This window comes from Mycobacterium sp., from assembly GCF_049673265.1.
Classification (GTDB): domain Bacteria; phylum Actinomycetota; class Actinomycetes; order Mycobacteriales; family Mycobacteriaceae; genus Mycobacterium.
On record NZ_JBATXN010000661.1, the window covers coordinates 1 to 12,696 of the forward strand.

Annotated in this window: 13 protein-coding genes; 5 read left to right on the plus strand and 8 right to left on the minus strand. The window is 65.6% G+C overall.

Translation table 11 applies throughout. The annotated features are described in order from the left end of the window. Together pta and fgd are read right to left on the minus strand one after the other, a co-directional pair. Nucleotides 1-1,881 (minus strand): phosphate acetyltransferase (pta, locus tag WBF82_RS22370; protein ID WP_424385117.1); only part of this gene is annotated, 1,881 nt, incomplete at its 3' end. Next, entirely contained in the window at nt 1,874-2,884 is a 1,011-nt protein-coding gene (gene fgd, locus WBF82_RS22375; protein ID WP_424385118.1) for a glucose-6-phosphate dehydrogenase (coenzyme-F420), read from the minus strand. The genes fgd and pta, both read right to left, overlap by 8 nt. Before the next feature lie 43 nt (nt 2,885-2,927). Here fgd and WBF82_RS22380 point away from each other — a divergent pair, with 43 nt between their 5' ends. From WBF82_RS22380 to WBF82_RS22390, 3 genes are all read left to right on the plus strand, one after another. Continuing rightward, nucleotides 2,928-3,668, plus strand: a complete 741-nt coding sequence (locus tag WBF82_RS22380; RefSeq protein ID WP_424385119.1) for an MBL fold metallo-hydrolase — start codon at nt 2,928-2,930, stop codon at nt 3,666-3,668. Between the two features lie 258 nt (nt 3,669-3,926). Further along, the gene (locus WBF82_RS22385) at nt 3,927-4,316 is read left to right on the plus strand and encodes a heme-binding protein (protein ID WP_424385128.1); all 390 of its coding nucleotides are present in this window, start codon (nt 3,927-3,929) and stop codon (nt 4,314-4,316) included. A 76-nt stretch (nt 4,317-4,392) separates the two neighbouring features. Continuing rightward, entirely contained in the window at nt 4,393-4,818 is a 426-nt protein-coding gene (locus WBF82_RS22390) for a nuclear transport factor 2 family protein (protein WP_424385120.1), read from the plus strand. 4 nt (nt 4,819-4,822) lie between these two features. Here WBF82_RS22390 and WBF82_RS22395 read toward each other — a convergent pair whose 3' ends face one another. The 6 genes from WBF82_RS22395 to WBF82_RS22420 form a co-directional block, all read right to left on the minus strand. Further along, entirely contained in the window at nt 4,823-6,145 is a 1,323-nt protein-coding gene (locus WBF82_RS22395) for an NtaA/DmoA family FMN-dependent monooxygenase (protein WP_424385121.1), read from the minus strand. Continuing rightward, nucleotides 6,142-7,263, minus strand: a complete 1,122-nt coding sequence (locus tag WBF82_RS22400) for an LLM class flavin-dependent oxidoreductase (protein WP_424385122.1) — start codon at nt 7,261-7,263, stop codon at nt 6,142-6,144. Before WBF82_RS22400 ends, WBF82_RS22395 begins: the two co-directional genes overlap by 4 nt. Before the next feature lie 49 nt (nt 7,264-7,312). Beyond that, the gene (locus WBF82_RS22405) at nt 7,313-8,413 is read right to left on the minus strand and encodes an LLM class flavin-dependent oxidoreductase (protein WP_424385123.1); all 1,101 of its coding nucleotides are present in this window, start codon (nt 8,411-8,413) and stop codon (nt 7,313-7,315) included. Further along, nucleotides 8,410-8,877, minus strand: a complete 468-nt coding sequence (locus WBF82_RS22410; RefSeq protein WP_424385124.1) for a GNAT family N-acetyltransferase — start codon at nt 8,875-8,877, stop codon at nt 8,410-8,412. The genes WBF82_RS22405 and WBF82_RS22410 overlap by 4 nt, the downstream gene beginning before the upstream one ends. Nucleotides 8,878-8,983: 106 nt before the next feature. Continuing rightward, on the minus strand, nt 8,984-9,889 hold the full coding sequence (locus tag WBF82_RS22415; protein ID WP_424385125.1) for an SAM-dependent methyltransferase: 906 nt from the start codon (nt 9,887-9,889) through the stop codon (nt 8,984-8,986). A gap of 2 nt (nt 9,890-9,891) precedes the next feature. After that, nucleotides 9,892-10,254: a DUF3054 domain-containing protein gene (locus WBF82_RS22420; RefSeq protein WP_424385129.1), complete on the minus strand. Its 363-nt coding sequence runs from the start codon at nt 10,252-10,254 to the stop codon at nt 9,892-9,894. 61 nt (nt 10,255-10,315) lie between these two features. On the opposite strand from WBF82_RS22420, the gene WBF82_RS22425 reads away from it, so the two are divergent. Continuing rightward, nucleotides 10,316-11,485, plus strand: coding sequence for an acyl-CoA dehydrogenase (locus WBF82_RS22425; RefSeq protein WP_424385126.1), 1,170 nt, complete (start codon nt 10,316-10,318; stop codon nt 11,483-11,485). Further along, the gene (locus tag WBF82_RS22430) at nt 11,485-12,624 is read left to right on the plus strand and encodes an acyl-CoA dehydrogenase family protein (protein ID WP_424385127.1); all 1,140 of its coding nucleotides are present in this window, start codon (nt 11,485-11,487) and stop codon (nt 12,622-12,624) included. Before WBF82_RS22425 ends, WBF82_RS22430 begins: the two co-directional genes overlap by 1 nt. Nucleotides 12,625-12,696: the final 72 nt, after the last annotated feature.

The following is a 12,696-nucleotide window of genomic DNA, read 5'->3' on the forward strand; positions in this document are numbered from 1 at the left end:
GATCAGCACCGTGGCCCGTCCGGCGACCGGCGAATCGCGCAGCTTGTTGGCCGCCACCGAGGGCTCGACTGCGGCGTCGTATTGGATCGGACCCTCGACCAGCAGCTGCGGCGCCCGGTCGCGCACCAATCCGGTTGCTTCCCTGACCTTGTCGACATCCGCACCCGTGCCGGATCCACCGGTGGAATAGGACAGCATCGCGACCCGTGGCTCGATGCCGAATTGTGCGGCGGTGCGCGCAGAGCTGATCGCAATATCGGCCAACTGGTCGACTGTCGGGTCGCGGACTATCGCGCAGTCGCCGTACGCCAGCACCTGATCCGGCAGACACATCAAAAAGATGCTGGACACCGTCGAAGTGCCTGTAGCAGTGCCGATGATCTCGAAAGCCGGACGGACCGTGTGAGCCGTGGTGTGTGCGGCGCCGGACACCATCCCGTCAACATGGGAGTTGTGCACCAGCATGGTCCCGAAATAGGACACGTCGTGGATGATCTCCCGGGCCTGCTCGACGGTGACGCCCCTTTTGGCGCGCAGCTGCGCGGACTGTTCGGCGAATTGGTCGCACAGCTCGCTGGTGCGCGGATCGAACACTGTGGCGTCATCCAGGTTGACGCCGAGTTCGGCAGCGCGAGCGCGGATCTGGCTCTCATCGCCGAGGATGGTCAGATCGGCGATGTCACGCTGTAGCAGCCGGCCGGCCGAGCGGAGGATTCGATCGTCGTCACCCTCGGGCAGCACGATGTGCTTGCGATTCGAACGGGCCCGCTCGCGCAACTGGTAGGTGAACATCTGCGGCGTGGTCACCTTCGGGATTGGGATCGCCAACTGCGCCAACAGGTCCCCGAGATCGACGTGGTGTTCCATCAGCTGCAGCGCGGTATCGATCTTGCGCTGCGACGACGTGGTCACCCGGCCGCGCGCCGACGCCACCGCGCTGGCCGTGTCGAAGGTGCCCAGCTTGGTAGCGACGATCGGCAGCCGTAGCCGCAGGCCGGCCACCAGTGCCCCGATCGACCGGTGCAACTCGAATCCGCCGTTGAGAATGATGCACGACAGCGACGGAAACCCTTCGGCCGCATGGGCGCTGGCGACCGCCAGCACAACGTCGGAGCGGTCGCCGGGCGTGACCACCGCGACGCCGTCACGCAGACGCTCTAACACATGGTCGGCCGTCATTCCGGCGACAACAACGCCCATCGCTTCACGGTTCATCAGCGCGGTGTCGCCGCTGACCAGCGTTCCGTTCACTGCGGTCTGCAGGTCGGCTACCGTCGGCGCCACCAGCAGCGGTTCGTCGGGCAGGACGTATGTCCGCAGGTCCAGCGGGCGCAGCGCGTCGGCGACGGCGGTCAATTGCGACGGCTCGCAGCGGTTGGCCACCACCGCGGCAGTATGTGCGTGCTGGGCATTCAGCTCGGCCAGACACACCTCGACGACCCGCGCGACCTGCTCGGCGCTGCGATCCTTGGCCCGCACGGCCAGCAGCACCGGCGCGCCGAGGTTGACCGCGATGCGGGCGTTGACGCTCAGCTCGGCGGGGCTGGTGACGTCGCTGTAGTCGCTGCCGACGATGACGACGGCGTCGCACTCGGCGGCCATCGCGTGGTAGCGCTCGACGATGTCGTCGATCGCGGCGTCACGATCGGCATGGAGCTGCTGGTAGGTCACACCGATGCAGCGCTCGTAGGGCAGGCCGGCGGTGGCGTGGGCCAGCAACAGATCCAGGATGTAGTCGCGCTCCCCGGATCGCGTAATCGGCCGGAACACACCGACTTTCGCCACCGTCGCGGCCAGCCGATGCAGGATCCCCAGCGCAATCGTCGACTTGCCGGTCTCCCCTTCGGGAGCGGCGACGTAAATCGCTGAGGGCTCAGGCAAGTCGGCGCAGCCTGGGCGCGAGATCCTTTTCGAAGAGTTCCAGGAATCGGCGCTGGTCGTGGCCCGGCGCGTGGAATACCAGGTGATTGAGCCCCCAGTCGATGTAGTCCTTCACCTTCGCGACCGCCTCGTCTGGGTCCGATGCCACGATCCAGCGCTTGGCGACCTGTTCGATCGGCAACTCGTTGGCGGCCTTCTCCATCTCGAGCGGGTCGTGAATGCTGGTCTTCTGTTCGGCGGTCAGCGACAACGGCGCCCAGAACCGGGTGTTCTCCAGCGCCAGGTCCGCGTCGGTGTCGTAGGAGATCTTGATTTCGATCATCCGGTCGATCTCGTCGGGATTCTTGCCCGCCGCCTCCGCACCCTCCCTCATAGCGGGGATTAGCTTGTCTTTGTACAGCTCCTCGCCCTTGCCGGAGGTGCAGATGAAGCCGTCGCCTGCGCGGCCCGCGTACTTGGCAACTTGGGGTCCTCCCGCTGCGATGTAGATCGGTATGCCGCCCTCGGGCACGTCGTAAATCGAAGCCCCCTTGGTGTGGTAGTACTCACCCTCGAAGTCGACCCGGTCGCCCAGCCACAACTCGCGCATCAGCCGCACTGACTCACGCAGCCGGGCGTAACGCTCCTTGAATTCCGGCCAGTCGCCCTCGTATCCCGTCGCGATCTCGTTGAGCGACTCCCCGGTGCCGACACCGAGAAAGATGCGATCGGGGTAGAGACACCCCATGGTGGCGAAGGCCTGCGCGATGACGGCCGGGTTGTACCGGAATGTCGGGGTGAGCACGGAGGTACCCAACTGGAGCCGTTTGGTGCGTTCCCCGACGGCGGTCATCCAGGCCAGCGAGAACGGGGCATGCCCGCCCTCATGTCGCCACGGCTGGAAGTGGTCACTGACCGTCGCGCTGTCCATGCCGTGAGCCTCGGCGGCGACGGCCAGCTCGACGAGCTCACGCGGTGCGAATTGTTCGGCGGACGCCTTATATCCCAGTTTGAGTTCAGCCACGCTGTCGTTTCTACTCCTATACCTGGTGCCTAAACTCTCCGACATGGCACCGGTGCTGAAGGCCGTCACCGAGACCGTGCATCTCGCCCAGGGCGGGGCGGTCAACTGGCTGCTGGTCACCGACAACAGCGGGGTCATGCTGATCGACGCCGGATATCCGGGTGACCGCGACGACGTGCTGGCCTCGTTAGCGCAGCTGGGATACCGGGCCGGCGATGTGCGGGCCATCCTGCTCACCCACGCCCACATCGACCACATGGGCTCGGCGATCTGGTTCGCCAAGACCCACGGCACCCCGGTGTATTGCCATCCCGACGAGGTCGGCCACACCAAGCGGGAGTATCTGGAACAGGCCTCGCCGCTCGATATCGCTCTGCGCATTTGGCGGCCCCGGTGGGCGCTGTGGGCCACCCACGTGGTGCGCAGCGGCGGTCTGATCCGTGAGGGCATCCCGACCACGCAGCCGCTGACGGCCGAGGTGGCGGCGGGGTTGCCCGGCCACCCGATGGCCATCCCCACTCCAGGTCATACCGGCGGTCATTGTTCGTATCTCGTCGACGGCATATTGGCCAGCGGCGACGCGCTGATCACCGGGCACCCGCTTCTAAGGCACCGCGGCCCGCAACTGCTGCCGGAGGTGTTCAGCCACGACCAGAACGGCTGCATCCGCAGCCTGGCGGCGCTGGCGCTGTTGGATACCGAAGTTCTGGTGCCCGGGCACGGCGACTTGTGGCGGGGCCCGATCCGCACTGCCACCGCTGAAGCGACTGCGTTGGCGCAATAGGCGGGCGCCGACGTCACAATTCGATCACGTTGCATGTCACGATTACCTAAGAGCCGAACGCGTTCTTTAAGAAAACGCTGCCGCTCTGACCGAATACTTACCGAAATTCGCCTCATCTGAGACTCCCTTCACATCCGAGCGCTGAAACGCTTCTCCTGCACCAACTTCCACCGTCAGACGTTCGCGTACGTTGGGCCGTGTGTCTTGGGGGATCGGCAACCCCGTGATGAATCTGCGTCTTGAAGGAAGCAAACAATGATGAAATTCAGTGGTACGACCATGCGCCGGCGCGCCGCCGGTTGCGGTCTACTCGCCGGACTTGCTGCCACGGTGATTGCGGCGCCGACGGCGTCCGCGGCGCCGGACTGTAGTCCGGCCGGGGTGGCCAATACGGTCAGCTCGGTGACGGGATCGGCGACCCAGTACCTCAACAATCACCCAGGCGCCAACGCGGTCGTGACGGCAGCGAGGAACGAGCCCCGGGGGCAAGCGGCGTCGGATTTGCGGAGCTACTTCACCGCACACCCGCAGGAGTATTACGACTTGCGGGGCATTCTGTCGCCCATCGGTGACACCCAGCGCCAGTGCAACACCTCGGTGCTGTCGCCCGATCTGGAGTCGGCCTACAACGAGTTCATGGCCGGTTAGACGGAGACCGTCAGCCCTACCTGACCCCGCCGCGGGCCAGGTAGGGCTGACGCGTTGATCGGGTACTCGGTGAGACATGGCCAATAACGAGAGTTTCCAAGAGACCGCCGAGCGCATTTACCACGACTGGGACAAGGCACTGAGCAATGACGATGTCGAGGGACTGCTTGCGCTCTATGCACCCGACGCCATCTTGGAGAGTCCGGCGGTACCGCTAACGATGGGCACCGAAACCGGCGTGTGCCACGGGCACGACGAACTGCGACCGCTGCTCGAGCAAGTGGCGGCACGCAAGCCGCCCCTGCGCACCTACTACCGGAAGGGCTTCCTGACCGATGGCGAGCGAACAATGATCTTCGAATATCCGCGCGCTACACCCGACGGTGAGCAGATGGACTTCGTCGAGGTGATGGAGATCGTTGACGGGCTCATCCAGCGGCACTGCGTCTACTGGGGCTGGCGGGGCGTCAAAGTTATCCAAGACGACGCGTATCACAAGTAGTTCGTCAGCTCGTCAACCCGAGATGATCGCGCAGGGTGTGGCCGCGGTATTCGGTGCGAAACGCGCCACGCTCCTGCAATAGCGGCACCACCTGTTCGACGAAGTCGTCCAAGCCGTGCGGGGTCAGGTGCGGCACCAGAATGAATCCGTCGCACGCGTCTGCCTGCACGTAGCGGTCGATCTCGTCGGCGATGTGCGCGGCGGTGCCAACGAACTGCTCGCGGCTGGTGACGGCGATGACCAGCTCGCGGATCGATAGCTTCTCGGCTTCGGCCCGTTCGCGGAACCTGCGGGCCACTGCGATCGGGTCGCCGTGCCGGACGCGGCCCTGGGTAATGCTGGTGTCACCGCTGGGATCGAAGTCGGGCAGCGGCCCGTCGGGGTCGTAGTCGGAAAGTTCACGGCCCCAGACCTGCTCGAGCATCGCGATCGCCGTCGCGCCGCTGACCTGTTGGTGACGAATATGCACCGCCCGCTCCGCTGCCTCTTCGGCGGTGTCGCCGAGCACGAACGTCGCGGCCGGAAAGACCTTGAGCTGGTCGGGATCTCGCCCATAGGAGGCCGCACGGCCCTTCACGTCGGCGTAGTAGCGCTGCCCGTCTTCTAGAGATCCGTGCAGGGTGAACAGCGCGTCGGCGTGCCTGGCGCCGAACGAACGGCCGTCGTCAGAGTCGCCGGCCTGCAACAGCACCGGATGCCCCTGCGGCCCGGCGGGTAGCGTCGCCAGTCCGCGCACGTCGAACTGGCTGCTGTGATGTTCGACGGTCCCGACGCGGCCCGGGTCGACATAAATGCCGGCGTCGACGTCGGCCACCACGGCATCGGCAGCCCAGCTGTCCCAGAATTCGCATGCCAGGGTGAGGAACTCCTCGGCGCGGCGATAACGATCGGCGTGGTCGAGGAAGCCCCCACGCCGGAAGTTTTCGCCGGTGAAGGCATCCGAAGAGGTGACCATGTTCCAGCCTGCGCGGCCATCGGACAGGTGGTCGAGAGTGGCGAATTGCCTTGCCACTTCGAACGGTTCGTTGAAGGTAGTGTTGATGGTCCCGGTCAGCCCGAGCCGGTCGGTGACGGCGGCCAGCGCAGCGAGCATGGTGAAGGTATCCGGGCGGCCCACCACATCCAGGTCGTAAATCCGGCCGCGGTGCTCACGCAGCCGCAGACCCTCGGCCAGGAAGAAGAAGTCGAACAGCCCGCGTTCGGCGGTGCGAGCCAAATGCACGAACGAATCGAAATCGATCTGGCTGCCCGCGGCAGGATCGGTCCACACGGTGGTGTTGTTGACGCCCGGGAAGTGCGCGGCCAGGTGAATCGGCTTGCGGCTCATGACGTTAGCCCCCACCGCTGCGCCATGAGCTGGTGTGAGCGCAGCCGGTCTTCGTGGCAGTGCGTCACCGACGTGACACACAGTTCGTCGGCGCCGGTCAGCCGTTGCAGCGCGGTCAGCCGCTCTGCGACCTCATCCGGATTGCCGACGAATTGCGTCTCCAGCCTGTCTTTGACCACGGGCAGCTGTTCATCGGTGAGCGGTCGGCAGTCCTCTGGAGCCGGGTAGGGCATGGCGCCAACACCGGTGCGGATGGAATACACCCATTGCCCGTATCCAGCGGCCAATCGGCTTGCGGTGTCGCTGTCCTCGGCAACGACGATGTCGGCAGATACCACGACATAGGGCTGATTTAGGGTGGCCGATGGAACGAACGAATCGCGGTATGCGTCAATGGCTTCCAGCGCCGTCGCCGGGGTGATGTGATAGCTCGCCACGAACGGCAGCCCGCGCGCACCGGCCATCCTGGCGCTTTGACCCCTTGTACTGCCGAAGATCCAAGGTGTTAGCCCGGATCGCTCGCCCGGCACGGCGTGCACATCGAAACCGTCGACTTCATACGTGCCGTCCAGCATCGCGATGATGTCGCCGAGTTGTTCGGCGAAGTCGGGCGCGACGGCCTCGGGCTGTTGCAGGATCCCCATGGTCGCCCGCACCCGCTCCTTGTCGAGCAGCCCACGCAGGTCGAACGGCAGCGGGATCACCACACCGTCGACTTCGCGCCACTGCCGCGGCGGACGGTTTTTGTTCGACGGCGACTTCGGCTTGAACCCGGTGTCGCGTCGTTGCCCTCGTCCGACGCCAAGGTCGATACGGCCCGGATAGAAGGCATCCAGCATGCCGAAGCTCTCCACCACCGCGGCGGCCGTGGTGTGACTGAGCTGGACCGCAGCTGCGCCCACGCGAATCGTGTTGGTAGCGGCCGCGATCTGGCCGATCAGCACGGCCGGTGCCGAGCTGGCGACGCCGACGAAGTGGTGTTCGGCGATCCAGAACCGCCGATACCCCCATTGCTCGGCACGCTGCGCCAAGTCGATGGTGTTGCGCAGGGCCGTCGCGGCGTCGCTGCCGGCGCTGATCGGCGCCAGATCCAGAATCGAAAGCGGGACGGTGCTCATTGGCGCCGCTCCTCCTCATGGCTTCGCTCTGCATCGTCGCCGGCGCGGCTCATCGGCTCGCCGCATATCGGTTGGGCGCCGTAGGCAGGCCGAGCCGTTGGCGCAATGTCTCATGCTCAGAGTAGCTGGTGCGAAATCGCCCGGCGCGTTGCAGCAGTGGCACCACCTCGTCGACAATTACCGGAAGATCCGTGGCGTTGACAGCCGGACGGAGCCGTGCCCCGTTAATGCCGAGCCGCTGCCAACCCAGCAGCAGCTCGACTAATTCCGTTGGGCTGCCACCGAATACCAGTGCGTCAGACCCGAAATCGGAGTCACCGCCGAACGTCACCACCACGTCGGCAAAGATTTTCAGCCGGGCACCGCCGGCCGCATGCACCTCGCTGATGATGGAGCGCACCGAGGCGTCATCGGTTGGCGTGATGAAAACGAGGTCACTAGTAGCAGAAGCGAATTCGTAGATGCGCGGTGCGTGCGCCAACGCTGTCACCACCGGCTGGCCCTGAGGCGGACGCGGGGTGATCGAAGGCCCCTTCACCGAGAAGTACTTCCCGGCGAAGTCGATGTAATGCAGCCTGGTCCGGTCGATGTAGCGCCCGGTGGACACGTCGCGAATCACCGCGTCGTCCTCCCAGCTGTCCCACAACCGGCGGACCACCTCTACGGCGTCGGCGGCCTCGTCGAACAGGCCGTCAGGCGACTGTGATCCGTTGCGCCGGCCGAACAATGCCGCCTCATGTGTGGTTGAGCTCACCCGAGGCTGCCACCCCGCCCGCCCGTGTGAGATGTGGTCCAAGGTGGCGATGGCCTTCGAGACGTGAAACGGCTCGGTGTGGGTGACGGTGGCCACCGGCACCAGCCCGATGTGCTGGGTGACCGGGGCAATGCGCGCGGCAATCAGGACCGCGTCGGCGCGACCGGCCAGCCGTCGCGGGGAGATCTCCTCGCGGCGTCCTGGCTGCGGAGTCAGGGTGTCGTCGATGGTCAGGAAATCCAGCAAGCCGTGCTCGGCGGTCGCCGCCAGGCCGGCCCAGTACCGGCCGCTGAGCACCGACTCCGTCGTGGGGTCGGCACCCAGCGTGGTTTGCCAGGCGCGCCGATGCCAGCCGTAGCCGTCGAGCGCAACACCGAGATGCAGCTGATCGGTCATGGCAAACCCTTGGCGAACGCGATCGGACGGAACGGTCCCCATGAAACCGATGGCGCATCGATCTCGGTATAGCCGGTGGCCCGATACATCGCCTCTGCCTCCGGCTGGCGGTCGCCGGTAATCAGGTACACCCGCCGATAGCCCCTGCTGGCGGCGGTGGCCTCCAGTTCGGCCAGTAGCGCCTTGGCGTAGCCGCGGCGACGGTGTCCGCTGTCGGTCCAGATCCGCTTGAATTCCACGGTGTCGGCATCGAACCGCCGGAACGCGCCGCCGGTGACCGGGAGGTCGTCCAGCAGTCCGATCACGAGGCCGCCGTCCGGGGCGGCGAGCTCGGCGGGCGGAACAGGCAACCACGTTAGATGCATCTCCGGAGTACCGCCGTACCGCTCGGAGTACTCGACTGCCAGCTCGGCCAATAGCGGCGCTGCCAGCGGGTCGTCGGGCCCCACCACCACGAAGCGCACGGATATCACGTCAATGTCCAACGTCTCGTTATCGGCCGCATTCCGATCCTGCTCGGTTCGATTGCCCGCCTCCTCATCGCGCTACGCACTCTGCATCGTCGCCGGGCTACCCCAACGCCGCGCTGACGTACCGGCCGGCGACAGGTGCTCCACCGAAATCCTGGCGACGCAGCCCTGGTAGTCCGGTAGCGGTGAACAGATCCGCAAGGTCACTCACGACGGTTCTCCAGCCCAGCGCCGCCATGGACTCGGCGGCGTCGTGCTGCTCGCCCGCATAGATGAACTCGGTCATGTCGCGCCCGAAACCGTACGGTCGCCAGCGCTCCGCCAGAGCGTGCTCCTGGCTGACAAACGGCCGGCTCTGGTCGGGCAGATAATCGGCCGCCATCCTGCTGCCGGCGGCGCTCAAGGCGGTGACATTGTTCAGCAAGCGGTCCTGCGTGCCGGGTGCCAGAAAACCGATGAACAGCCCCTCGGCAATCCACGCGGTCGGCTTGGTGGCGTCGAAGCCGAGCCGGCGCAATGCGTCCGGCCAGTCGCGGCGAAGATCGATGCCTACCGCGCGCCGATCGGCGGTCGGGGTGGCCGCCAGGCCCCGCAGCGTCTGGGTTTTGAACTCGATGACTTGCGGCTGATCGATCTCGTAGACGCATGTGCCCGCCGGCCACCACAGCCGGTAGGGCCGGGCGTCCAGCCCCGACGCCAAGATCACCGCCTGCCGAATACCGGCCCGCCCGGCATCGGTGAGGAAGTTGTCGAAGAATCGGGTGCGCACCGCGAAAAGGTCTGTCAGCAAAGCGAATCCGTTGTCGTCGCCAAGATCGCTGATAGCCCGCTCGCCGCTGGCGATCTCGGAGAAGAAGTCGACTCCGACGGCGCGCACCAATGGCTCGGCGAACGGGTCGTTGATCAACCCGGCCCTGGTTGCCAACGCCCTGGCCGTCGCTACCAGCGTCGCGGTAGTTCCGACACTGGTGGCCGGACCCCAGGTGTCGTGATCTGTTCGCGCCATGGTCACGCCGACCGGGCACTCATATGCAGCGCCGCCCGCCAGCCGAGCAGCAGCAGCGCGGTAACCGTGGCCGCCACCACCACGAAACTGGCGGCCACCCCCGCGGAGGTCGCCTTGCGCAGCACCATCCCGACCGCGACCGTGCACACCCACACCACGATCCCGGTGGGAAACACCGCCGTCGGGCGCTGCCACGCCCGGGTGGCGAGCCAGCCCAGGGCGGTCCCGCTCAGAAACGGCCAGGCCGTCGTTGCTACGCCCGCGACGCTCAACCCCTCGTCGTGACTGCGCCGCCCAACCGCGCAGAACAGCACCACGCAAGCCACGTCGACGCCCAGCCAGGCCAGAGCTTGCCGCGCACGCACCACGCCAGCGGACACTACCGGGGCCGGTGTTCCGAGTGAGCTGCGGACATACGATGGCCGGATGAGTAGCTTCAACCCGCAGGACCCGCTGAACCTGGATGCGTCGTTGTCTGACGACGAGATCGCGGTTCGCGACACCGTCCGGCAGTTCTGCGCCGAAAACGTCCTCCCACACATCGTCGAATGGTTCGAGATCGGTGACCTTCCGGCCCGTGAGCTTGCCAAACACTTCGGCCAGCTCGGCCTGCTTGGCATGCACCTGGAGGGCTACGGCTGCGGCGGGGCCTCGGCCGTGCATTACGGCTTGGCGTGTACCGAACTCGAAGCCGCCGACTCCGGTATCAGGTCGATGGTGTCGGTGCAGGGTTCGCTGGCGATGTTCGCGATCTGGAAATTCGGTTCCGAAGAGCAGAAGCAAAAGTGGCTGCCGGGCATGGCCGCCGGCGAGTTGCTCGGCTGCTTCGGACTGACCGAACCCGACGCAGGATCCGACCCGGCATCGATGACCACCCGGGCGCGACGCGACGGGTCGGACTGGATCCTCAACGGGCGCAAGATGTGGATCACCAACGGTTCAGTCGCCGACGTTGCGATCGTGTGGGCAACCGCCGACGATGGGATCCGCGGATTCATCGTGCCCACCGATACACCGGGATTCTCCGCCAACACGATCCACCACAAGCTTTCGCTGCGGGCGTCGATTACCAGCGAGCTGGTGCTCGACGACGTGCGGCTGCCTGACGACGCCCTGCTGCCCGAGGTAACGGGCCTCAAGGGCCCGCTGTCGTGCCTGTCGGAAGCGCGCTACGGCATTATCTGGGGCTCAATGGGCGCCGCGCGCTCGGCGTGGCAGGCAGCGCTGGACTACGCCGGCCAGCGCACCCAGTTCGACCGCCCGATCGCCGGATTCCAGTTGACTCAAGCCAAACTCGTCGACATGGCCGTCGAATTACACAAAGGCCTGCTGCTTGCACTGCAGCTCGGGCGCCTCAAAGACAGCGTCGGACTGCGGCCCGAGCAGGTGAGTTTCGGCAAGCTCAACAACACCCGCGAAGCGATCGAGATTTGCCGAACTGCGCGAACCATCCTGGGAGGCAATGGGATATCGCTGGAGTATCCGGTGATCCGACACATGGTCAACCTGGAGTCGGTGCTCACCTATGAAGGCACCCCGGAGATGCATCAGCTGATCCTGGGCCAGGCCTTCACCGGCATGGACGCCTTCCGCTGATGGTGACTTACAGCCCCGAGCACCAGCAGTTCCGAGAACTGGTACGCGATTTCGTGCAACAGACGGTGGTCCCGGCCCACGAACGCTGGGAGAAGGCCGGCTGCGTGGATCGTTCGCTCTTCACCGAAGCGGGAAAGCTTGGGCTGCTGGCGTTCTCGGTGCCCGAGGAATTCGGTGGGCCCGGTGTCGACGACTTCCGCTACAACGCGATCGTCGTTGACGAACTCCAACGGGCGGGCGCAGCGGCCGAGGCGGTCGCCTTATCGCTGCAAAACGACATCGTGCTGCCGTATCTGACCGAGCTGACCACATCCGAACAGAAGCAACGCTGGTTACCGGGTGTGGTGACCGGCGAGACGATAATCGGTATCGCGATGACCGAGCCCGGCGCCGGCAGCGACCTGGCCGGAATCCGGACCACTGCGGTGCGCGACGGCGACCATTACGTCGTCAACGGCGCGAAAACCTTTATCTCCAATGGGCAAACCGGGGACTTGTTCGTCATCGCCGCACGCACTGCCCGCGACCGACACAAGGGACTATCGCTACTGGTGGTCGACCCGGATACGCCAGGATTCTCCCGCGGGCGGAACCTGGAGAAGATCGGCTTGCACGCCCAGGACACCAGCGAGCTGAGCTTCACCGATATGCGGGTTCCCGTCGAGAACCTGCTCGAGGAGGAAGGCAGAGGTTTCTATCAACTCATGAACAACCTTCCGCAAGAGCGTCTTTCGCTGGCGGTGGGCGCGGTTGCTGCCGCCGAGGGGGTATTAGCTGAGACCCTCGACTACGTCAAGCAGCGAAATGCCTTCGGCTCCCCCATCTCTAGCCTGCAGAACACCCAGTTCGTGATCGCTGAGCTGGCCACCGAAATCGATATCGCCCGAACCTATCTCGACGACTGCATCGCCGAACACCTGACCGGTGAGCTCACCGCAGCCCGGGCGGCCCGGCTGAAGTGGTGGACCACCGAACTGCAGGTCCGCACCGCCGACCGCTGCCTGCAGCTGCACGGTGGCTACGGCTATATGCGCGAGTACCCGGTGTCGCGCGCGTTCGTCGACGCCCGCATCCAAACTATCTACGGTGGAACCACCGAGATCATGAAGACGATCATCGCCAAGGATCTCGGCATCTAGAACGGGGGTGGGTCGTTAAACCGCGATCCGCGCCTCGTTGATCCGTCGCTCGGAGGCGATGCGGACGGCGCG

Excerpts from the sequence above, each read along its gene's own strand:
- WBF82_RS22385 (WP_424385128.1), top strand. The coding sequence starts at position 3,927 with ATGAAATTCAGTGGTACGACCATGCGCCGGCGCGCCGCCGGTTGCGGT.
- WBF82_RS22415 (WP_424385125.1), bottom strand. The coding sequence starts at position 9,889 with ATGGCGCGAACAGATCACGACACCTGGGGTCCGGCCACCAGTGTCGGA.
- WBF82_RS22430 (WP_424385127.1), top strand. The coding sequence starts at position 11,485 with ATGGTGACTTACAGCCCCGAGCACCAGCAGTTCCGAGAACTGGTACGC.
- WBF82_RS22405 (WP_424385123.1), bottom strand. The coding sequence starts at position 8,413 with ATGACCGATCAGCTGCATCTCGGTGTTGCGCTCGACGGCTACGGCTGG.
- WBF82_RS22400 (WP_424385122.1), bottom strand. The coding sequence starts at position 7,263 with ATGAGCACCGTCCCGCTTTCGATTCTGGATCTGGCGCCGATCAGCGCC.
- WBF82_RS22390 (WP_424385120.1), top strand. The coding sequence starts at position 4,393 with ATGGCCAATAACGAGAGTTTCCAAGAGACCGCCGAGCGCATTTACCAC.
- WBF82_RS22425 (WP_424385126.1), top strand. The coding sequence starts at position 10,316 with ATGAGTAGCTTCAACCCGCAGGACCCGCTGAACCTGGATGCGTCGTTG.
- WBF82_RS22380 (WP_424385119.1), top strand. The coding sequence starts at position 2,928 with ATGGCACCGGTGCTGAAGGCCGTCACCGAGACCGTGCATCTCGCCCAG.
- WBF82_RS22395 (WP_424385121.1), bottom strand. The coding sequence starts at position 6,145 with ATGAGCCGCAAGCCGATTCACCTGGCCGCGCACTTCCCGGGCGTCAAC.